Annotated in this window: 13 protein-coding genes; 8 read left to right on the top strand and 5 right to left on the bottom strand. The window is 39.7% G+C overall.

The annotated features are described in order from the left end of the window. Positions 1-51: 51 nt before the first annotated feature. The gene (locus UABAM_RS11450) at positions 52-588 is read right to left on the bottom strand and encodes an RNA polymerase sigma factor (RefSeq protein WP_151968140.1); all 537 of its coding nucleotides are present in this window, start codon (positions 586-588) and stop codon (positions 52-54) included. Between the two features lie 77 nt (positions 589-665). Then, positions 666-1,442 carry a hypothetical protein gene (locus tag UABAM_RS11445; RefSeq protein ID WP_151968139.1) on the bottom strand — a complete coding sequence of 259 codons (777 nt, stop codon included), beginning with the start codon at positions 1,440-1,442 and terminating at the stop codon, positions 666-668. 149 nt (positions 1,443-1,591) lie between these two features. Here UABAM_RS11445 and UABAM_RS11440 point away from each other — a divergent pair, with 149 nt between their 5' ends. Both UABAM_RS11440 and UABAM_RS11435 read left to right on the top strand, forming a co-directional pair. Next, on the top strand, positions 1,592-1,984 hold the full coding sequence (locus tag UABAM_RS11440; protein WP_173013255.1) for a response regulator: 393 nt from the start codon (positions 1,592-1,594) through the stop codon (positions 1,982-1,984). A 268-nt stretch (positions 1,985-2,252) separates the two neighbouring features. Continuing rightward, positions 2,253-3,758, top strand: a complete 1,506-nt coding sequence (locus UABAM_RS11435) for a serine/threonine protein kinase (RefSeq protein ID WP_151968137.1) — start codon at positions 2,253-2,255, stop codon at positions 3,756-3,758. A 1-nt stretch (position 3,759) separates the two neighbouring features. Here UABAM_RS11435 and UABAM_RS11430 read toward each other — a convergent pair whose 3' ends face one another. Further along, a complete protein-coding gene (locus tag UABAM_RS11430; RefSeq protein ID WP_151968136.1) occupies positions 3,760-6,018 on the bottom strand; it encodes a serine/threonine protein kinase in 2,259 nt (752 codons plus the stop codon). 54 nt (positions 6,019-6,072) lie between these two features. Beyond that, on the bottom strand, positions 6,073-8,148 hold the full coding sequence (locus tag UABAM_RS11425) for a TIGR03790 family protein (RefSeq protein ID WP_151968135.1): 2,076 nt from the start codon (positions 8,146-8,148) through the stop codon (positions 6,073-6,075). Positions 8,149-8,325: 177 nt separating this feature from the next. On the opposite strand from UABAM_RS11425, the gene UABAM_RS11420 reads away from it, so the two are divergent. After that, positions 8,326-10,032, top strand: a complete 1,707-nt coding sequence (locus UABAM_RS11420) for a hypothetical protein (protein WP_151968134.1) — start codon at positions 8,326-8,328, stop codon at positions 10,030-10,032. A 10-nt stretch (positions 10,033-10,042) separates the two neighbouring features. Then, on the top strand, positions 10,043-16,096 hold the full coding sequence (locus UABAM_RS11415; RefSeq protein ID WP_151968133.1) for a C2 domain-containing protein: 6,054 nt from the start codon (positions 10,043-10,045) through the stop codon (positions 16,094-16,096). Positions 16,097-16,299: 203 nt separating this feature from the next. On the opposite strand, the gene UABAM_RS11410 is transcribed toward UABAM_RS11415, so the two are convergent. Beyond that, positions 16,300-17,532, bottom strand: a complete 1,233-nt coding sequence (locus UABAM_RS11410) for a hypothetical protein (RefSeq protein ID WP_151968132.1) — start codon at positions 17,530-17,532, stop codon at positions 16,300-16,302. A 140-nt stretch (positions 17,533-17,672) separates the two neighbouring features. Between UABAM_RS11410 and UABAM_RS11405 the strand changes: the two genes are divergently transcribed. The 4 genes from UABAM_RS11405 to UABAM_RS11390 all read left to right on the top strand — a co-directional run bounded on the left by UABAM_RS11405 (position 17,673) and on the right by UABAM_RS11390 (position 21,884). Continuing rightward, positions 17,673-18,158: a prepilin-type N-terminal cleavage/methylation domain-containing protein gene (locus UABAM_RS11405; RefSeq protein ID WP_151968131.1), complete on the top strand. Its 486-nt coding sequence runs from the start codon at positions 17,673-17,675 to the stop codon at positions 18,156-18,158. 10 nt (positions 18,159-18,168) lie between these two features. Continuing rightward, entirely contained in the window at positions 18,169-19,017 is an 849-nt protein-coding gene (locus tag UABAM_RS11400; protein ID WP_151968130.1) for a PulJ/GspJ family protein, read from the top strand. A 21-nt stretch (positions 19,018-19,038) separates the two neighbouring features. Further along, complete coding sequence (locus UABAM_RS11395; RefSeq protein ID WP_151968129.1) at positions 19,039-21,183, top strand: type IV pilus modification PilV family protein; 2,145 nt, start codon at positions 19,039-19,041, stop codon at positions 21,181-21,183. A gap of 263 nt (positions 21,184-21,446) precedes the next feature. Beyond that, the gene (locus UABAM_RS11390; RefSeq protein WP_151968128.1) at positions 21,447-21,884 is read left to right on the top strand and encodes a hypothetical protein; all 438 of its coding nucleotides are present in this window, start codon (positions 21,447-21,449) and stop codon (positions 21,882-21,884) included. Positions 21,885-21,911: the final 27 nt, after the last annotated feature.

Raw genomic sequence — 21,911 nt, 5'->3', positions numbered from 1 at the left:
ATATACAAAAAGTTTCCTTATCTTCAAAGCAAAGAGCTATTTGTACATAGTTTATTCGTTTTGTAGCTTATTTTCAATACAAGTTTTTAGTTGGTCTTTTGCTTTGGCGCGCCAGAGTCTTTGTGTTCTTTCTGAAACACCTGAAAGCAATAATATTTCGTTTGCACTTTTCCCTTCTACATCTTTCCAAATTAGGACTTCACACCAGTTCTCATTTATTTTTTCCATGCATCCATACAATATATAGTTGAGTTCTTTTTCCAGAATAACACCTTCCGGAGTTTCTACATAGACTTCTTCAATTTCCGCAGCTTTAATAGACCTTTTTTGTTTTTGGAGATGATCAAAAAGAATGTTTTTTGCTAATTTGTAAATGTAATTTTTTAAATGGTGGACACTCTGGCACTTATTTAGGATATTTTCTAAATTTTGCATGACCCGAACACAAACATCTTGTGCCAAATCCTCTGCATCTTCGCGCGCGATTTTTTTGTTATAAAAATTGTGTACGATTTTTTTGTGAAGAAACGTAAAGCACTGCGATTTTTTTGCGGCTGTTTCCAGTTCAAAAAATATTTCCCACGACATATTTTGTCTTTCTAGCACATAAAATGAAACCAACGTTAACGTTTATGACCTGTTTGTATATGTAGACAATTGCATTGCTAGGCATGTAGTTTTAGGGTGCAGTGCAATTTTTTGTTATTTAAAAATTCTTTGATTACATTCATCTGGTTGAAATCGTTTGAGACAAAAAATTTGCCGTAGGCATTGACGATTAAGTTTTTCTCAATGCTTTGCGAATAGTTTAAGTCCACGCGAAATAATGTGAGAAAGTGTTTTTGAGTTTTGGAAAGAATTTTTTCACTGTTTACGCGAATATTGATTTCTCCCCACATTTTTTCATCTGTCCAACGGAAAGCAATGGATAATCTGAGGGGAACATTGATTTCAATCTCGCCCTCTGAAACAGGTATGGGAAGTAGTAGTTCGGCATAATTACTACCCATTTGATACAACCCTGCCGCAGCACCTTGTTTTACCGGGTACATTGGGATAATTCCATTGGAATATGTTTGGAAAAAGCCTTTGGTGATTTGGTTATCTTGTTGCATTAACCATCTCCAGCTAGGGTCTTTATCCAGCTCTAGCTTGATTTGAGGTCTGTAGTAGCGATTGAGATAATAAATTGCTTTTTGCTTTACTTCTTCCAAATAAAAAATTTCTTCCTCTTGGAGCATACTGATGGCGCAATCAAACCAGTCAATATGTAAACGAAGCCATAAAATTTCCTCATGCTCCATTTGCGATTGTATCGCTAAATATTTTTGAACATAAGGGGCGTCTTGAAGAATTTCAATTGCTCGTTGATAGTTCTTAATGACGTTTTGATAGTAAGGACTATCATCAATGTTTGCTGTGTTAAATTTTTGAGTAGTCATAGTACCCCTTCTAAATCTATTTAGAATCGTGTTTATGTTTTGATACTGGTTTTGAAAAAAAAACGGCAAAAATTTTTGCCGTTTTTTTTCTTTGTTTGCGTATGTAAATCAAAAACAGCTTTCACTACTTTTATAATGAGGAGGAAAAAGTGAGTAAAACCTACAAATCCAACGCAGAATCGGTGTTGGTGGTTGATGATAATCGTTGTGTGCGCGTACTACTTAAAGAAGTCCTGCTCGACGCTGGTTTTAAAGTCTACGTTGCTGGAAATGGTCAAGAGGCGGTGGAAAAAGTAGCCATTTGTCGTCCTGCCGTTGTTGTGATGGACTTTGATATGCCGATCATGAATGGTGTAGAAGCTACAAGGTTTATTTGTAAAAGCAATCCTTTGCTTCCTATCGTTATGTTAACGGCAAATCGTACGCCAGAACTAGCTGTAAACGCTAAAATTGCAGGTGTCGCTACTATAATTTATAAGCCCATTAATAATGATTGTTTTGTTAGCAATGTACGGCAAATTTTGCACACAAAAATAGCATAAAGTTTAGATGATTGGCATTTTGATTCATTCAACATAAAAATTTTCGCTGTTATCTTCAAACTCTATGGCCTAAATTTTGCTAGCTATTTCGGTGATTAACAAGCTTGCTCGTAAATATTTCAAATATATATTAATTTAATATTATAAAATTTTATTAAAAATTTTAATATAGTATTTTATGTTGTAGAATATTTACATCTCCAAAAAGGCACGGCAAGTATTTTTGGACAAAAGGCAAATAAACAACTTAGGCCAAAGGAGAATCAATATGCCTGATTTTATGCCATATCTCGCATTAGAGAATTTCGAGGTTTTAAAACCTATAGGCGCGGGAGGAGCAGGTCGCGTATATCTGGCGAAGCAAACGAATTTAGATCGCCTAGTTGCGATAAAAGTGATTAAGAAGTCGCGTCAGTATAACGACGACTTATTCAAAAGAGGGCTTATCGAAGCGAAGATATTAGCAAAGTTGGATCACCCTAACATTGTTTCTATATACGATGTGGGAGAAAAACCCCTTTTCTTCTATATGGTTATAGAGTATGTAAATGGTGGTTCTTTGCACGATCAAATTTTACGAAGTAAAAAAATAAATGAGCTTGAAATTTGGCAAATCATATCTCAGGTATGCCGTGGTTTACAGTCCGCTCTTGCCGAAGGAGTAATTCACCGCGATGTAAAACCAGCGAATATCCTATTGTCAGGGAAGCGATATGCAAAAATAGGGGATTTTGGTATTTCCAAAGTGATTGAGGATGAATCAAAAATCACAAAAGAAGGCTCTATACTCGGAACGCCTAATTTTATTAGCCCCGAAACAGCACAGCTAGGCGTTAATGACTTTCGCTCCGATTTATACTCTTTAGGCGTTACTATCTATTTTTGTTTAACAAAAAAAATGGCTTTTGATGGTGACAATGTGATGCAGATATTGTTTCAACATGCAAATGAATTGATCGACGCACCAATGATGCATAACCCATTTTTAAGCCCAGATGCCAATCTAATTGTGGGCAAATTGTTACAGAAAAAACCTGAAAATCGCTATCACAGTTATGGTGATTTGCTCGTAGACATTGAGAATATACTACATAAAAAAAAGCTGACCTATGCATCGGTTAGGGATGCGCAACTGATATACAAACCAAACCAAATACAATTGTTTGCGACGAAAACGAGGCGGCACACTGTCACACAGCGCATTGTCGATGTCATGTATAATGCGAAAATTGCGTTTGACAATGCCATCATTGTTGGTACATGGGACATAAACACACGCAGTAACTACATCACTAAACAAGCGCAACTTGTACACTATATGAATAGTTTCACTGAAGTAAAAATGTTTTTAGAGCAATATCACGAGCAGAAAAATATCGTAGTTATTGATGTGGATCACCGACAAGAACTGTCTGTTGATATCTTTACTTTACTACGTTCTGAGTTTCCCGAAACAAACGTTCTATTTGTTACAGCAGATGAAATAGAGGCTAGTGAGGAGCAAAAACAATACTTGTGTACTTACGAGGAAACAATGTCGCGTTTGAGCCAAAACTTAGCTAAGGTAAAAGACATTAATTTTGATTTTATTGCTAGATTGGCGAAAGAAAAGTCATGGAGTTTTGATTTGGAAATCGAAGACGATGGAACCATAAACGAAGTAAATATAAAACATGGCGATATTTGTAATATGAGAGAAACAAGAGAGATCGTATCCAAAAAAAATACAACATGGCGTTTATTGAGGGTGACACCTCCAGAACTAAGTGAATAAATTAGTTCCACAAAGACCAAAAATTTTGATCGACACCTTTTTGATTATTGGCCATCTCTCCCTCCATATTTTTCACTTTGTTGTTGTCATTTACAAAAGCTGCTTGTGGCTGCGGAATTTTAAAACGCGTATAGTTGTGCTGTGCTGTTGCATACACCATGTTGTTTGCATCAATAACAAATACGTGTTGCCCGAGCTGTGGAGTTTGTGGCCATGCATAAATTAAAAAACGCTGTTCTTGCATATTAATTTGCTGTGGGGTTTGTTCTATCGGAATAGAATCGTTTTCTCCCACCGCATACTTATTTCCAGGAAGATAACAGTAATAGTAGTAGCCATTTGTACTGTAAAAGCCATCTTTTTTCTTAAATTTTTCCATGCGGAAAATTTCTCGTTCTACCAATTCACGCATAAATCCGTACTCTCCCTCACTATCCATATCTTGATCGATAAAATTATTTTTGCGAAACAATATTTGACTTTGGTAAATATTGTGAAGATTATCAACTGTAAGGCGTTCATTGCGCTCAATTTCTGTTTCAAGTAGTGGTTTGATGTAGCTCGTGTATGTTGTTATTAGCACCCAGTAAAAAATAATTACCATCACCACCTTACTCAAGCTGAGAACCATGGCATCACTTTTTTGCTCTATTTTGGCTTGATGTAGTTGCCTGTAGACTTTTTGAAATTTTGGATCCTTGTCGTCGTTTTTGTCTAGATACATTTCGGCAAGGCCAACGTCCTGGTTGTGGATCGCTACTTGTGCTAACATTAAATTTGCATGTTGTTTGTCTTCTAGGGCGTTATTGTTTTCGGGCCATAACTCGATAGCGCGGTCATACAATGTTATGGCGCGAATTAAATTAGAATAGACGAGGTTGCGTTGCAAAGAATTTAAATTGTACTGGTGGCGTTTTCCTATTTGTTTACGAAGAACAAAGTATTGCCAGAATTGGCGCGCGATATAAAGTAAGTTGAAGGAAAGCAAACCAATGAGCGCAATAAGTGTAAACCCAGCAATATCCTTTGCCAAAAAAAGAAACGGTAGAAGTAGTATAGTATATATACATTTTTCTTTTACGGTAGAACTGTACCACCAGTATGGGAAAATGATTTTTCCTGGAATGTCAAATAACAGATGCGTAAAGTTAGCAAAAAACGCGCGCAGAGAGAAACTCTTAAAGGAACTCTTCACTTCCGTGTATATGTCACGGGCTTTTTCTGTGAGCTCTAAACTTTCGCGGTGACGTAAGAATACCTCAATATCTGTTTTAAATTCCTGTACGCTTTGGTAGCGATCTTGTGGGTGTAACTGCATGGCTTTTTTGACAATATTTTGCAGGCCATCAGGGGTGTTGAGAGTAAATGTCAATTCCTTGCCCAGAACGCTGGACATGATGGCTTCTAGAGGGGAACCCTGATGCGGAGGCTTTTTCATTAAAATTTCATACAAGGTACTACCTAAAAGGTATACATCTGTCCAAGGTCCAATTTGTTCGCCTTTTCCTTCGGCGAGTTCTCGAGGAATATAGCAAGGAGTACCCATAGGGGTACAGATCATTGATTTGTGAAAAATTTTGCTATCGTCTTCTCGTTCTGCGGTAATATGAACGGCAATTCCCCAATCCATCACTAAAACTTCGCCGAACTCTCCCACCATGATATTGGAAGGTTTTATATCGTTGTGTACAATTTCTTTGCTATGAGCAAAAGAGACGGCGTTACACACATCGAGAAGAATTTGTAGATGTTTTTCCAATGTGTACTGTTCCGCTATTTTCGATTCTTCAGGCGTTTGTGGATATAAAATTCTTTTCCACGAAACACCACGAACCATTTTCATCGATAAAAATAGTTCACCGTTGGTATTTTGTACAAGATCATAAACCGGAACAATATTGGGGTGGTCTAGAAATGCCGTGACCAAAGATTCGGCAATAAATTTTCCCACCATGTCTTTTTTGGTGGTAGAGAGAAGTTTCTTTATGGCCACTTCACGTTGTAGGCTATGTTGTTTTCCTTGGAAAACGACACCCATACCACCATGGGCTATTTCGGTAATGATTTCATAACGTTCTGGTTTGTATTCTATGGTAGATGAATCTTCTTTATCTATGTTTGTTTGAGTGATGGGTTCGTCAAAAAATGTTGCGTCCATATCCTCGGGGAGTGTGGCCGTTTTGTATGTGTGTTGAGGATCGCCATGATCAAGTATGTTATCATCAACTACTTTATTCCATATTTTACGTATACGATCCATATTTTATACCTGTCATTATTTTTTGTAAAACCGATCCCGATTAATTACCTGTCATTATTTTTTGTAAACATAGCAGTTTTTTGCCGAAAGGTAGCGAGCACCCTTTTGTCCTAAACGGATATCTAGTTTTTGTCCTGTTGCATGTCCTTGCAATTCGAATTGATATACGCCTTTTTGTAAGTGCAAGGGCATGTTATTCCATATTTCCGTTCGCGTTGTCATTATTTGTTTTTCGTTTATTTTTAGTGTGAACTTTCCTGGAGAAAGTAGTTGCAGTTGATAAACTCCAGGAGTATCTATCTCTATAAACGTTTCTATTCGTAGTGGTCTGTCCTTCGCGAGTCCAAATGTCAGACGGCCACGTTTTACGATAGCCTTTACTATTTTTGCTGTTTTATCATTGCTAATGCGGATGCCGCGTTGTTTTTTTGCCAGTAAAAATTTTCGCAATTTTGGGATAACTTGTGGAGGATCAATGGTTAGTTTTAGTGGTTTACTAAATACTGCGATGCCTTTTGGGGAAAGGCTAGCGGCTTGAAGTTGTACTTTTCCTGTACCTAGTATACGTGAATCAATGATGATTTTTTGGTCTTTTTTGCCGTTTGCTATTTGGCGACTACCATGAAAAATGACAATGTCATCGGTGTAGTTTGATCCAACAGTGACCAAAATTTCTTGTCCCCATGTAAAATGTTTATCACGTAGTTTTTTAAAGCGCGTCCAATGTTTTTTATTGGCAATATAAAATGGCAGTATAATCGCTGTTTGTTGTTCTATGGGCGTATCGGCGGTAATCACAACGCGGATTTGATGAAAACCATCGCTGATATTTTCGGTGTGAATTTTTATTGTGGGAGATGTTGTGCGCAACAACAAAAGCCCGTCGATTAGGATACTGTAATATTTCGCGGGTGCACTTTCGATTTCTAGTGAGAGTTCTCCTGATACTTTCTGATATTTTTTGATACCTTTTACCTTGGCTTCTATAGGCTTCGCCCATGGTTGGCATAATGGATCGCCGAGAATAAGCAGTTGATATGGACCTTGTACCGATTGATAAAATGCTTCTCCGAGTGAACATCCACTTGCATAGTAGTAATGTATCCATGGTGTAGGAAATTTGCTTTGTATGGCGAATGGTTCCATGACCGTACCACTACTGCCCGTAGCGCCATGACGCAAAAGTTCCGAAATAGGAGTTTGTCCGGCAAACTCTTCCATACGACCACCAAAACTAGTAAGGTGTTCACAAATTGCTCCAGGAATAATGCGATTATTCGCTTTTCCCCAATTGAATTTTGCGGTACCGATGACTACTCCAAGGATGTCGTTTTTGTTTTGGGGGATGGTGCCGTCTACAATTTGTGTTTTTTGCTGAATACTCTGTAGTGCTTTGCACACCGCGGGAAAAACATTGTGCCTCGTTGTCGAACGTACATTGTTATTTTTATAAAAATAAAAAGTCCCTTGTGGGTTTGTGGCATCAATTTTTGCCGCGTTGCGCAGTAGGTCGACAATTTCTGTGACCGAGTTGCCCCTTCCTGTGGTCACTCCTAACATCGTAGAGATCACATAACGAAGACCTTGTTGAGGATTTTTTACTATCGCGCCATTTTGGGCCCATACTTTGGCACTCTTAAATCCTTGGGGAGAATGCGCTATTTGTTGGTGGTTTGTACGAAAATACCAATTGCTTCCCAAACCATAATAGGGAATTTTACCACGTGCCATGACGAATTGGTAAAGGTAAGTCAGACCTGTTATGGAACCTTGTTTACCGTACGTTTGTGGAGTTTTTGCGAAGTCTTTGCTGAAATTAATGCGCCATGGGAAATCACTGGAGTATACGATGTAGTCAATATGTGTGGCTATGCGTCTTTTTTGTAAAGCTTGTAATATAGGAGAGAGAATTGCATTGCGAAACTCATCTATCGAGATTTCTTCGATACTACCGGTGTAATCCAAATATATCACATTGTTGCGCGGAATATTGCGTTCGTGGATAAATTCATTGGCAATGGTTAAGGACGACCAACTGTTTTTATTCACCACCAACGCCACATTATGTGCACCACCACCGCAGTAGACAAAGTGACAAAGCCACAGTACAACCCACAAAGCTCTCTTCATTTTTACACCAATCTTTTTTTTACTAATGCTGTATTTTGTTACGAATCAACGTGACAAAATTTAACAATTTTTCTCGACTCTTAACTCGATTTTACCTATCTTATATTATACACAACTTAGGCGAGGCATCAATGAAAGTTTATTTATCACGGAAAATGATTGAGAAAAGGGTCCGTTATGCGAAAAATTGTGCTGTATTCGTCTTTATGGTGTATTTTGTGTTGGACTATTGCTGCGGAGGAACCGCGATATGCGGCGACTCTTGTTTCTGTTGTTCCACAAAATACGACGACAACGGATTCGTGGTTGCAGCAGCAAGATCGACGTGTCGCATATGCCGTTGCGATGCGTTATTTGAAAAAGTACTGTCGCTTCTTTGATGAAGAGCTACACAGCAGCCGCGTAGACGAAATGTATCGGCAAAATCCCGATTTAGATCCCACAGATATTCAAAATAAACTGGCGGCTCTTACGCTCCCCAGTAAATTAGTTATTGTCGTTTCCACCACCGTGCATACGTTAAAAGATCCCCCCTTTGCGAAAATCCACCGTCATCAAGCGCATATTAACATGAAAGTTGTGGATAAAAATGGCTGGAGCGAAATTTATGCGCAAGCCAGTGGCAAAACTCCGTCGTTGGTACTACTACCTCCTATTCAAGGAAACAATACCGCGCATTCGTGGCGTGTCAATAGGCGTTCACGGGATAAGGCAATTGAGGACGCTGTACGCCTTGTTGTTCCACAACTCATAGAGCAGTTAACGACGAAGCGCAACTTGATAAATGCCTTTGATTTTCTTGCAGTGCGTTTATCTCCACAACACAAACAGGGAATATGGCGTGTTCTCAACGAAATAAAAGGACAGGCACAGGTTCGCGATATAAAAGACACTACGGATCGCGGAGTGGCCGCGAAGATAAATTATCCGCAGGGAATTTATCCCTTTATGCAACTGTTGATGGAACGATTACGCCAAGATCCTGTACTACAAGGAATGTTATGTGATATTGATGGCAATACTGTAAAAGTTTATCCTCAGCGACAAGTGGTTGTATTAGATGCACAACAAAAGTTTACCGGAACAGTTGCATTGAGTCCTGACGTTGTAAAAATAAAAGAATATCAGTTGCAGAAAGATACTCATCATGAATTGCATCAACAAGTTCTTCACCAGCAATTGTTGGAAAGTATGCAGGTAAATTTTCAAATTTTTGACGCGAAAGATTTATGGAAAAATTTGCAACGCGAAAGTTTGCGGTTGCAAACTTACGCGGCGGCCCATCCTACTGATTTTATCGCTAAGAAGAATAATACGGCGACTCACACGTTGTATTATTGGGCGAAAAGTAACATGGTGACTCATGGAGACCGTAAATACTGTTTTGCCGAAATCGAGGCACGTTTAGTGCGTATGGTCACCGCAGAAACCGTTGCTTTTTATCATCTAACTTCACAGGATGAATTTCAGAGAGGTGTTATGGTAACGCGCGACGATGACAGTGCTAGGCGCAAGGCAATCGAAGAACTCGCACAGCGTGCGGTGCATAAAATTATCGCTCGTCTCGTTGTAGAAAAAAACTTTACGGTTTTTCAACCGCGTATCGCTGTTGTTGCGGATAATTTTTCTCCGCAACAAGTGGAAAAATTAAAGAATATTCTTTTGGATATTGCGCGTGAGGGAAAAATTGCAATTGCCCAAGCTATGCAAAGTGGCGAAAGTTTTGTGCGAGCGAATATTTCTTTTCCACAGCAACAAGATAAGCTTTCGCAGCCCGCTTTTCGCCAAATTCTCGTTGAGTATTGTGAAGCGGAAGGGCTAATGATTTTTGTGCAGTCGGAGATCGGAAAACTCTACGTAACACCTCAAATGGAAAGTGAGTAAAGGGGCATTTATGTATAGGAAATTATTTTTATGGTTTGCTGTTGCCATATGTGTGCACAGTCAACCTAAGTTAGAGATAAGTGTTGTCGAAGTAGGGACGGCAAATACGAATTTTAAGGCCTTTGAGGAACAGATTACCGCCACAGGGAAGCAAGAAATTGCGGGGCAACTTTCTCGTGACCTACAGCACGCTAAAGTCGGATATAACTTGAACGCAAGTCATATAGTTGCCGCGAGTGTAACGAATATTAAATTGTGGTCCGTAGAGTTTCATAGTCCACAAAATAAACGTGTTGTTCTTGGGGAATGTCATCTACATTTAATGTTGTTTGACTGTGATGAACAGCGCGAGATCGTGCGCGATACATTTATTGGTTACGAAACACTTGCCTTTTCTTCCTCTCCCACTTTGACACTAGATTTACTTATGAAAGCTTTTCAAAAAAGTGTCGCATTGGCAAGTGAACGAATTGCAAATAAACTACATATCAGTGGCAAAATTGTCTCGGCGTCCCCTTTAGGAAAAATCACTGTGAATCTTGGTTTGGAGCATAATATAGCGCTGAATGATATTTTGCAGGTAATAAACGATAAGGGAACAGTTATCGAGGAATATTCTTTACAACGCACTAAATTAACCGCACGTCAATGTGTTGGTATTCCGGAAAACGATGTGAATCTGTATCAGAGAAATTGGCAAGACATGCGCGTTGTGGTCAAATCAGGTGCAGGTAGTTCGTCGAAAATAGAAAATAACCCCATAAATCTCTACGCAAAAACTTTAGGGGTTTTTGCGGGGCATATTCATTCTCCACGCAAGAAAAAGATGCCGGCAAATCCACCGCAAAAATTGGTAATTACGCATCCGCAAAATGGTACAGAAATTTACATGGGGAGTGGTGAAACTCCGGGGTCAAGTCAACTCAAAGCCGTAGGGATTGACGCTTGGGGACACCAAGTATCTATTCCCGATATTGAGTGGTTTGGCGAAGGCGGTAGTGAAGATATGATTAGCGGTTCGCAGTTTGTGCATAAGAGAGCGGGAAATAATTTTCGTATCTATGCACGCTATGGTAATTTGACTTCAAAATTAGTGAATATTTCCGTTATTCGCATTAAAAAAATATACATGGACTACGCCAAGGTGACGCTGTTGCCAAACCAGGCGATAAAGATGCGCATTCGCGGAGTGAATACACAAAACAGAGAAGTGGATACAGCGAGTTTGCAACATCAGGTACAATGGACATTTTCTGCACCACAATTGGGCGAAGTCACCGGCGGAGAATTTATCGCACATAGTAAAGCCGGAACGGGTATTTTAACGGTGTCTATGAAAAATGATTCTTTGGTATATGCACGCTGTAAAGTATTAATTCTTCCTCCTGTCGATATTGATGTCACCGATCTCGATAACAACGCAATTTCGCGCCAGGTGAATTTGTCTCTCAAACAAACTTTAAAGTTGCAGTATAAAGTGACTACGTCGCAAGTGAAAGAGTCATTGATACCTATTAAGTGGTTAGTGCGACCTGACGGCTATGGGCATGGAGAAGTCATTGGTAGTAGAGAATGGAGTTTTACCGCCGGTAACAAGCCGATACGCGGTCTTACTGTTCAGCCGATGATTGATCACGTTCCCCCTGGAACAGATCGCCACGATAACATAAAGACTATATATGTAAGTATTGCAGCAAAGAAGTCCGATAAGATTAACATTACGTTTGTTGCGAAACCGGAGTTCTTTTATGTGAATGAGCCTTTGCAAATCAAGGTTCAAGGGTTTTACCAGCAACAAGTGCTCAAAAATTTAAATTTAGATGTGCGTGCAATACCCTCGCAAAATGCGGAAAAACCGGTTGCGGAAGGTTATGGATTTTATACCATTACGCCGAAGAAACCAGGGGCAATGACTATTTTAGCTCGCGATATTGATTCACAAGCGGAAGCGACAATTCCCATTATCATTAAAGAGCAAGAAAGTCGCGTTGTGATTCGCAGTGAAGGACATAAACGCGAAATTCGCCCAGGGGGAACATTGCTATTTAGTGCTCAGGCATTTCGCGGGGAAAAAGAACTCGAACGTGCTAAATTTTATTGGAAGATAACACCTCCCGATGCGCGTTATTCGATCGATCAAGGGGGACTAGTCACTGTTGATTCGCAAGCAAAAAGTGCAAAATGTCAGATTGTGGTTACCGAACAAGTTTCGCAAAAATCGGCAACTTTTGAGGTAAATATTGTTCCTGAGCCGGTGGCGAAGATTGTCGTTCAAGCGCCTGCTGAGCTAGTGGTTGGAGAAAAATATCCACTGAGTGCCAAGGTAATTGGTAAGGATGGTAATAAGCTACCGTATACAGTTTCGTGGCGTGTTGTCGGTGAGGGAAGTATAGATGAAAATGGTTTTGTAAGTGGTGAAAATCCCGGCTATCTGCGTGTATTTCCTTCCGCGAACAATTTCGAAGGTGAATCGGTGGTGGTGAAGATAAAAAATAGCCCTTTTCATCTTGTGAAGCAAAAAGTCAAGAAAATACAACAAATCAATGTGGTGAATAGCGATAACCTAACGACGATTTATCCTGGACAGAAAACGCGCTTTTCCGCAAAAGTGATGAGCGTTGATGGTAATGTTCTTACGGATATCGCCATTCATTGGCAAGTGGATTCTACGGCGCATAAGATCGGTCCCGATGGTTACTTTGTCGCTGGTAACTCTACCGGAGAAGTAGAAGTCATGGCCACGGCCAAGGGCTCTCAAGTTGTGGGGAGTTATAAAATTCGCGTGCGTTGGCCATCCATTAGTGACATCAAAATTAGCGTTCCATACACAACACTATCTCCAGGCAAGACTATCCCCATTTATTATGAAGTCTTGGATTACAAGGGAAAGAAAATCGAAAACTATGAAGTTTCTTTTGATGTGGATGAAGGCAAAGTAATCAACGACAACGGACAGTACAAGTATCAAGCACCCAACACCGCGGGAAGATACAAAATATTGTGTTTTGGTAAAAGTAGCGACGTGATGAGTAATCCGATCACCATACGCGTTAAAGCACAAGAAGTGGTGAAGAACGAGTATTTTGATAGTTTGAAAATATACCCCGACGACAAAGAACTTGAAGTGGGAGAAGTGTGCCAGTTTACTGCAAAAGGTTTCAATCGCCGTACGCAGAGTTACTACTCCAATATTCGTTTACAGTGGAGTGTGTCGAGTACAAACTGTCGCATAGATAATAGTGGCTTATTTCACGCAGGTTCACGTGCGGAATACGTTTATGTTGAAGCGCGATACAAAAATCTTCGTGCACGTGTGGGCGTCAAGGTAAAGCAATCTCCACGACAAATTAAAATAACTCCTTATTCTGTAAAATTACAAGCCAATGGCAAAAGGCGTTTTACGGCACAAGTATACGACGCTTTGGAAAAACCTATGTCACGTAAAGTGACTTGGCAATGCACGGGAAGCAATATTATAAACACCAACGGCGAGTTTACTGCGGGAAGTACACCAGGAACATATGAGGTAAAAGCCAAGGTGGATAATATTGTGGCAGTTTCACAAGTGGAAATTGTGTCGAACAGTCGCAATGATTTCGTTTATGAAACCATTGGCGCAGCAAAGTATCTGGTGAATAAAAATTGGCGAAAGCAATCTTTTACGGAAGATTTAAATATTTACTTCACTACCCAAAGAAGTGGAATTTACACTCAGGTAATGTCAAATAGTGGAACAAGTGGTTTTCGTTTGGACATTATGCAGGAGATTGAAATTGTCGAGCAAGTATTTTTTGCAATGATTGGCCAATGTCAACGTCAAAAAGTGCAAGATTTTTCTACAGGTAAACTCAGTGGTAAATTGGCGAATTATGTGGGCAAAGACCAGCAAGGCAAAAGTTTCATGATGCGAGCCTTTTATACACGGACAGATACTGATTTCTATGTGTTCTATTTTATCTCACCAGATGAAGAGTGGCAGGACCAGTGGCCTACTTTTAAATATGTTCTCTACACTATTGAAATAGAAGAGGCGAAAACATCAGGTCAAATGGTGGACATTGTAGAGAAAACCTATGGCGCCTCGTATCAAGTTGCGGCGAACTGGCGTAAACAAACAGTTCCGACAACAGCCGCAGAGATTGCTGTTAAATACATGCGTGACAATTACTCTTTTATTCAATTCGACTTTTTTCCTGCGTATGGCTACTCTCTAGATAATGTTATTACTCTAGCAGAAAACACGACGTTGCGACAGTGGTTTGCTTCTTGTAAGCGCAACAATAGCAAAGAACATACTGTAAATGGACTGCGCGGTAAACTATTGACCTACGATTTTATTCATGCGAACGGCGAAGGTTATTCTGGCAAAGCTTTTTTTGCGATACATAACAATAATGTCTATGCCGTATTGTTTGTTCATGGTCGCAAACAGTCTCCAGGAAAATTTACCGATGCCCTAAACTCTCTTAAAGTAAGCACAAAGGTTGTTGATACCAAAAAGAGTGTAACAAAATCTGGCGAGAGTAAAAACTTACGAGATAGTTGGCCCGTGGTACGTCACCGCGAATACGATGTGTCGTACCAAGTGAATTCTCAGTGGCGCAAAGAAAAAATAGCAGATACGGCGAATGAAGTAGCATATCGCTATTGGCAAAATCAGTTTACGGCGGTATTTTTCGATTTTTTCCCAGCGCAAACCACGGATTTAGGTTTACTCATTCCACAAATTGAAATGACTCTTTTTTCGAGTTGGTGCGCATACAATCCGTTGCAAAAACAAAATTGTACGATACAAAAATTACGTGGAAAGCGCGTCACTTATCGTTTACAGCAGTATGATGCTGCACAAACAACTTACCATGCGGAGATTTTTTATTTTTTACACAATGGTAACCTATATTTGGCGTACTATGCGTGTTTGGCAAATGAAGTGGACAAATATCGCGACGATTTGTTGTACGCGGTGAATTCGTTGCGCATTGGCTCTAGAGAATCTAACGTATCCAAGGCAAATACAAAGGAGCCAGAGTACACAAAGGAGCCAGAGTACACAAAGGAGCCAGAGTACACAAAGGAACCAGAGTACACAGAAGATCCAGATTTTACTGAGGACATGGATTTCACGGAAGACATGGATAATTTAGACGATCTCGAAGAGAAAATCAAAGAGATGGAAAAGCAACTCGATACCTCTGTCGATTTATCCACCGCAGATTGGAAAGATATGCAAGATAAATATTTTCCCGTGGAATACCAAGTGAAGAAAAAATGGCGGCAACAAAAAATATCAGATAGTAAAAGCGAGAGTGCGTATATCTATTGGCAGAGTAACTTTGCCTTTATTCAATTTGATTTCTTCCCCAACCAGGGATATCAATTGCAAAGTGTCATTCCATTTGTGGCGAAAAATCTATTTTCCACATGGTGTAGTAGCTATAATGAACAACAAAACGTTACGCATACTATAAATGGCATTAAGGGGCGTAAGGTAACTTATAAACTCATTGAGAAAAGCGCACAGCAGCCTTACGATTGCGAAGCTTTTTTTGGTGTGCATGGTGGAAATGTTTATTTGGTCGTGTATGCACATCGCCCTACGGAAATTTCGTCTATCAAGGGGGACTTACGCAAAGCAATGAATTCGTTGCAGCTAAAAAATCGTCGCAAAAACACACAAAAAACAACAACCGCAGCGGAATATTTGGTTGTCGTTCAAAGTGCCAAAATTCGTTCGCGCAAAGCAAATGGCAGTAAATGGGATTTTGGTTGGGGAAATACAGCTTCTCCAGATGTATTTGTGGTTATTCAAGCACAAAACGGCGGTTCTTTTACTACGCAAACGAGTAAAAACAACCTTTCTCCTGTGTGGGATCAAGTAACATCTTTGGTGATAAAAGAAAATGCATCATTACAGCTAAGTGTACTTGATAAAGATTCTTCTAACTCGGACAAAATAGGCGCATACACTTTGAAGCTAAATGCATTTGATCTGAAGCAAGGTAGAAAAAAATTGCAATTTGGTCAGGTGGAAGAACTGATATTGAATTTTGTCCCAAAGAAATAGTGAAGTACGAAAGTTCGATATTTTTATGGGATTACAAAAAAAACTACCCGGAAATAAAATTTTGTAGATTATTTTTCTGTGTTGTGGCGCCCGTCTTTACAGGATGGGCGCCTTTTTTTTGAGGTGGGTGGAAATAATTTATATATTTTTTTGAACTTTTTTTTGAACTTTTCTTCAGTTCGTTACATTTACTAGGTACAGACTTAGTAATTGTGGAGATATTTATCTAAGACTTTTTGATAATCACTATCTGCATGAAGAGATTCAAAACCTCCATCTGGAGCAACAACTTCATCAAAGCGGGCAAAGCCTTCTTTAAAACATTTTTCCAGATGCTTTAATGCCTTAGCCTTGTCTCTTTTCACATAAAACTTTGCCAGATAGTATTCTCCTTCGGATAAATCTTGTTTGCGTATTGTTTGAATCCACTGCAAGGCTTTATCCTCTTTGTTGTGGCGCGCATAAGTAAAGGCAATGTCCTTGTAGTTGGTGATGCGCGGGTAAACTTTTGCGGCAATATCCAAAGCATTTTCGTCTAGTTGTTTTTGTGACATGGATAAGTATAATTTTGCGCATGATTTGCGTGCGGCATCCCACTCATAAACTAAGTTTCTGTAATAAAAACCTAACTGTTGGTTTACGATGAGATTATCCGTCTCGTGATACAATTTCACGGTTGTCGCGATTAAATTGGCGACTTTTTGTAGAAAATGGGAAAAATCTTTCGCGTTCAAAGTATGCGCTTCTTTGCTTTGTTTGCGAACATCTTTTAGAAAATGATAAAAGTTTTGTTTTTCACTATACTGTTTAACAGAGAGAGGTTTTAAAATTTTGTCACTGGCATAGGCAAGTTCAAAAAAAGTTTTTTTGTAAATGATCGATAGCCATGACGATTCGCGGTTGACTTTTTGATGACGCCATAGACCTCTAAGCTTTTTGATTTCTAACCAGTAGCGATTTTCTACATGGATCACATAGTGTTGTTGTGGCTTTAAGACTTTTATTTCTTGAATGGATGAATTTTTTTGTAAGCTACCGAGTAACTTTTGATGTTCTCTGTGCACCTCAACGTTTTTGAGTATTTCACTGGCAATTTGCGTGTCTTTTGCCAAAACACTGTAGTACACTTGGGCATCTGGTTTTATTTTTAGCGCTGCAATGGAATATTGTTCCAGGAAAGAAGACACATCATCTGTCGATTCCAGTTTGTCTAACTTGGGAAACGAAAAATAGTACACGCTTTTTGATTTTTTCGTGGTCTTCTTTTTTCTCTGTGGCTCATTAAAAGGCGAGTTTTTTGTCCATTGAATTCGCTTACGAGAATTGTTTTTATTTTGTGGAATAGGTTGGTTGTTGCCGTCGTCATTGCTGGCATAACGAAAGTAGATGGCACCAGCAAAAAGAATGCATATCAATATTAAAATTTTATTTTGCATTTTATACCTCGATTAAATATGTACAATTAGAGCTTTCCCGAGTATGCGGGTCTTGTTGTTCGCATTTATATTTTATAACATGCGATCATCATATAACAAGACAAAATGTTGTGTGAAAATAAAAGGAGATAAGAATTATCATGTTACGCAATAAAACACAAAGTGGACTTTCCCTAATAGAGGTAATGATTTCTGTGGGAATACTCGCCATTGCTGCGACTGCTGCGATCGCAATGTATACAAGCGGAAAATCGATGAATATGATGAACAACGATCGCCAGACGGTTTATAAAGCGTTGCAGGAGGCGATTAGCCAGGCCCGACGAAATATAAGTACCAGTGGAGAACCAGGTAGCCAACCGTTTGTACAAAGAAGTTCTTTTACCATTTTTGGTATCCGTGGGGCAACAGACGGCAACTTTTTCTTTGACGATGATGGCGAGGATGTCGGTGCAGGCAACGGAACACAGCTAGCACGTGTATCCTTAGAATCAGTAAACTCTGAAGGAACTGTCGTCAATTTAGATGATATGGAAATGATAAAAATTACCGCCGAAGCACGTGCAGACTTTCGCACGGGAGGACAGTACCTCAACGAGCGACTTGTATTAATGCTGAAGCAATAGGAGATAGAACATGATGATGAAAAAAAGACACAGTGGGGTGACACTCCTTGAGATCGTGATTGCGGCGGCCATTTTCAGTTTTATGATGGGAGTGGTACTTAGCCTTACCCTAAACATTCAAGATGCTACAAAGACAGAACTCGACCGCTCGCACTTGCAGTCGGTGATGCAAGGTACTGTGGATAGCATCGTTTCTGATATTCGCGAGAGTAAGTGGCGTTGGACATACGTGTGCAATGCTTCGAATGGTGCACCAGCTCCCAATACTTTTTTCTTGTACCCCACAGGGCGTGATTTTAATGGCTTTTTTCGCTTTGGTAACACCGCCAACGGTGGTCTTACACAGTGGCAAGGTATGACTTTGATTGCCGCCATTCCCGACGCCGGAGCGAATATTAACAATAGTGGTGAAATACGCTATAACTTGTGGAAATTTACCGATTATCGTTTTCGTTTAGACAACAATCAACTTCCGCTCGTCGATGATCAGATAGCTGCAGGAGATGATTCCATTACTGAAACACAACATTCCAATGTTTTCATACAGGAAAACGATACACAAATTTTTGTTTTAGATAATCTCAACAATGTCTTGGTTACTTTTAACAAAGACGGTTCTCCTACAGGAGGACAAAATAACGCCAATTTCTTTTCTAAAATTATTATGAAAAATGTGACCAGATTTTGGATCAACGCCGTGGTTGATAATAATGGAGTTCTACAACTCCCTGGAGACGCCGACAATGAAGAAAAGTATCGTTTCCCGTTTAGTTTAGATATGGAAGCATTGTATGTTACAACAGGTGTTCGTGTGCAGTTAAGTACAGCGGTACTTGCCGAAAATAAAAACAATTTGTAGTCACCTTGCAAGGAGATTTGTATGTTATTTAAAAAAAATAATAAAGGATCTACCCTGATCATCGTTTTGATTATGGTGATTTTAACAACAGCATTACTTTATGGTTTAATTACACTCGCGGTATTCAACAACCGCAAAAGTAATATATCTATTGAAAACCAAGCACTATTCTATCATGCTCAATCGGGCTTAGAACGTTTAAAGGCGATTATTGAAGCGCAACAACAAGGTAGCAACCAAGCGCAAAGTTTCGATTTTATTGAAGATTGGGCCAATGAATTAGAGAACGACAGTGAACCGTTTTTGACTTTCCGTGGTACCGGAAACAATCGTTTTGAATTTGTCGATCTACAAAATGGTAACAAGCAAAGTGGTGGTGGTATCCAAAATTTCTACGTCCAAGGTGATGTGGCGGAAGAAAAGCCAGCGCGTATTTACTTGTCGATAAAAAAATTAAACGGAAGCCCAAACTTCTTTATCCTAGAAGCACGTGCATGGCGTAACAATCGCGAGACAAAAGTGGCGACGGTAACTTCTGTACAAGGTTTACCATTGACACAATTTGCACGTTTCCTTTCCGAAGGAAGTTTGAATCCTAACTCTTCAAAGGCGAGTTATGATGGACAGCTTTTTGTAGGGGGAACACTATCGCACACCACAAGTGGTGGAAAAAACCACAATCGTTATTTTGATAGAGTTTTCTTCGGAGACAATTGGATTTCCCCAGAACAAAGTGGTATTAACGTTGACGTTGCAGGTGGTCCTTACTTTTTCAATGGAGAGCCGGAACAATCTCCTCAGGATAACCCTGTAGAAGACTTAACAAACTCGATCGCTGGTATTGGTGCTGGTTTGCCAAACAATGATCAAAACTTCAAGTTTGATTATGTTGCCGATGACACTTTGAATAATTCGGAAAAAGGTACACAAAGTAGCTTGTGGAATTTTTACAACGACGTTTCTTCTGGCGATGTAGAGATGTTTCGCGTGACAGGAGACACAAAACAAGACGGCGGAGCACCTATTGACTTTAATAGTTTGACTCCTGCACAACAAGACTTACTACGTCCTACAAACAACTTCACTGAGCAAAATGCCAGTGGTGAGACTCAACTACCATTGAGTAGTCAAATTGATACAAAAATGAAGTTTTATCTCGATCAAAGTCAATCTGCAGAGCAAAGACTACGTGTAGACATCGAAGTAACATATCGTTCACGTGCTGGTGGTAGTTTTAGTCGTATAAAACTACGCAAGACCAATGTAGAGGTAAAAAATGATTCTACCTTCTTCACGCGTGGTAATAGCAACGTGCGCGGTTTTTATGACAGACGTTTGTCGGTAGTGAGCACCAATGTGGCGAATGTGACCGGACCGATCATTGCGATGAACTCTGACGGTGATAAGCGTTTTGCGGTAACCCAGGTAGAAGCGGAAAGTAATTCTCCAACAGCAGCGTTACTTCCACTACGTGATAATAACAACAAAATCAATTTTATTGACCCTGTTCCTGATGTGGACAACAGTCAAGCGCAAAATATACGCGGAAAAGACTGGGTAGGTTTTCCAGACGGGCAAGGTAAACGCTTCATGTATATGGACAAACTCAGTAAAAATGACGATGACCACACTTACTGGACACCTTCACAAATCGGTGGCGAGAGTGTAGTGCCTTCGTTTGGTGTGATCGCGCAAGAGCAAGTGTTACTGCGTCAGCCAGAAGATTTTACTACAGATGTACCTAACCACTTCAAATATGCACAAAATCCAGAGTATCACGTAGTATTTGTTGTGGCCGATGGTGAAGTTCACTCTCATGAAGGTCAAAATCTAAGTGTTACTAGTTCCAGCAATAACCCAACACCTGGATTCGGAAGTTTCAGTGGTATTGACTTGTGGCCAAACACTGTAAGAAGTAGTAACGGTAGCAACCAAGGAAATCGTAATAACTTCTTACTATATGGAACACTTGTAACCAGAGGCGGTTGCCTATTCCACAGCAAGAAAAAATCATCACTGATTGCTTACGATGATAGATTGCGCCAAATTGGTCCACCAAACGTTCCGGTACTTAGTGGAACAGATATTGCTTTTGGATCTTGGGCAGTATTGACAAACTTCCGTGCAAATGAAAACCCAGAAGCGGATTTTTCACCAATTCAATAGTGAAAAAAGGAAGTTTATGTATTAAAATGAAATTACAGTGTCGTTTGGCACTGTAATTTCATTGTAAAATCTTCATTCTCTGGAACTAGATAATCAAGCTCGAGTAGTCTGTAAACGAATGTCATCCCTGCGAAAGCAGTGGCTAGACGCTTATAAGTCAATTTTATGATGTGGATTCCTGATCAAGTCAGGAATGACAACTCGGACGTGTCAATCAAATTGAAGACTTCCAGAGGAAGTCATTCTTAAAAGGGATTATTAAGATGGCAAAAAATTATATTTTAATGTTTTTGTGTTTTGTTTTGGCACTTATTGGAAAAAATCACTTTTGGCCAAACACTACAGAAACAGCAAGTACAAATACAAAACCTGTAAAACAAAATAACTCGGAAATGAAGGAAGAAGTTGCGGCAGAATATAGCGATGGTTTACAGGAAGTGCATGTTTACAATAAAAATACAGGAGACGGTGTTGTTGTATATCGCAAAAAACACCAGATAGAACGGCGCACGCGTAACATTAAGTTTGTACAAAAGAGCAATACACGTGACTTTGACTCTCCTAAAGAGTACGACAACTTCGCGCAGCGAGAAGCGCAGCAGAAAAAGCGCATAGAGGATGTAATAAAAGCGGATGTTCGCAAAGAACAACGAGAGCGTCAAAAGCAAAAAAACCTCAAATATAAAAATCGCAAGAAATAATGGCGTAACGAGGTGCGACTAGCCTCG

Source organism: Candidatus Uabimicrobium amorphum, assembly GCF_009002475.1.
Taxonomy (GTDB): domain Bacteria; phylum Planctomycetota; class Uabimicrobiia; order Uabimicrobiales; family Uabimicrobiaceae; genus Uabimicrobium; species Uabimicrobium amorphum.
This window is presented reverse-complemented; position numbering and strand designations above follow the sequence as displayed.

Bases quoted from the DNA above. Each gene is read 5' to 3' on its own strand.
- UABAM_RS11450 (WP_151968140.1), bottom strand. From the start codon at position 588: ATGTCGTGGGAAATATTTTTTGAACTGGAAACAGCCGCAAAAAAATCG.
- UABAM_RS11445 (WP_151968139.1), bottom strand. From the start codon at position 1,442: ATGACTACTCAAAAATTTAACACAGCAAACATTGATGATAGTCCTTAC.
- UABAM_RS11435 (WP_151968137.1), top strand. From the start codon at position 2,253: ATGCCTGATTTTATGCCATATCTCGCATTAGAGAATTTCGAGGTTTTA.
- UABAM_RS11430 (WP_151968136.1), bottom strand. From the start codon at position 6,018: ATGGATCGTATACGTAAAATATGGAATAAAGTAGTTGATGATAACATA.
- UABAM_RS11425 (WP_151968135.1), bottom strand. From the start codon at position 8,148: ATGAAGAGAGCTTTGTGGGTTGTACTGTGGCTTTGTCACTTTGTCTAC.
- UABAM_RS11420 (WP_151968134.1), top strand. From the start codon at position 8,326: ATGCGAAAAATTGTGCTGTATTCGTCTTTATGGTGTATTTTGTGTTGG.
- UABAM_RS11415 (WP_151968133.1), top strand. From the start codon at position 10,043: ATGTATAGGAAATTATTTTTATGGTTTGCTGTTGCCATATGTGTGCAC.
- UABAM_RS11410 (WP_151968132.1), bottom strand. From the start codon at position 17,532: ATGCAAAATAAAATTTTAATATTGATATGCATTCTTTTTGCTGGTGCC.
- UABAM_RS11405 (WP_151968131.1), top strand. From the start codon at position 17,673: ATGTTACGCAATAAAACACAAAGTGGACTTTCCCTAATAGAGGTAATG.
- UABAM_RS11400 (WP_151968130.1), top strand. From the start codon at position 18,169: ATGATGATGAAAAAAAGACACAGTGGGGTGACACTCCTTGAGATCGTG.
- UABAM_RS11395 (WP_151968129.1), top strand. From the start codon at position 19,039: ATGTTATTTAAAAAAAATAATAAAGGATCTACCCTGATCATCGTTTTG.
- UABAM_RS11390 (WP_151968128.1), top strand. From the start codon at position 21,447: ATGGCAAAAAATTATATTTTAATGTTTTTGTGTTTTGTTTTGGCACTT.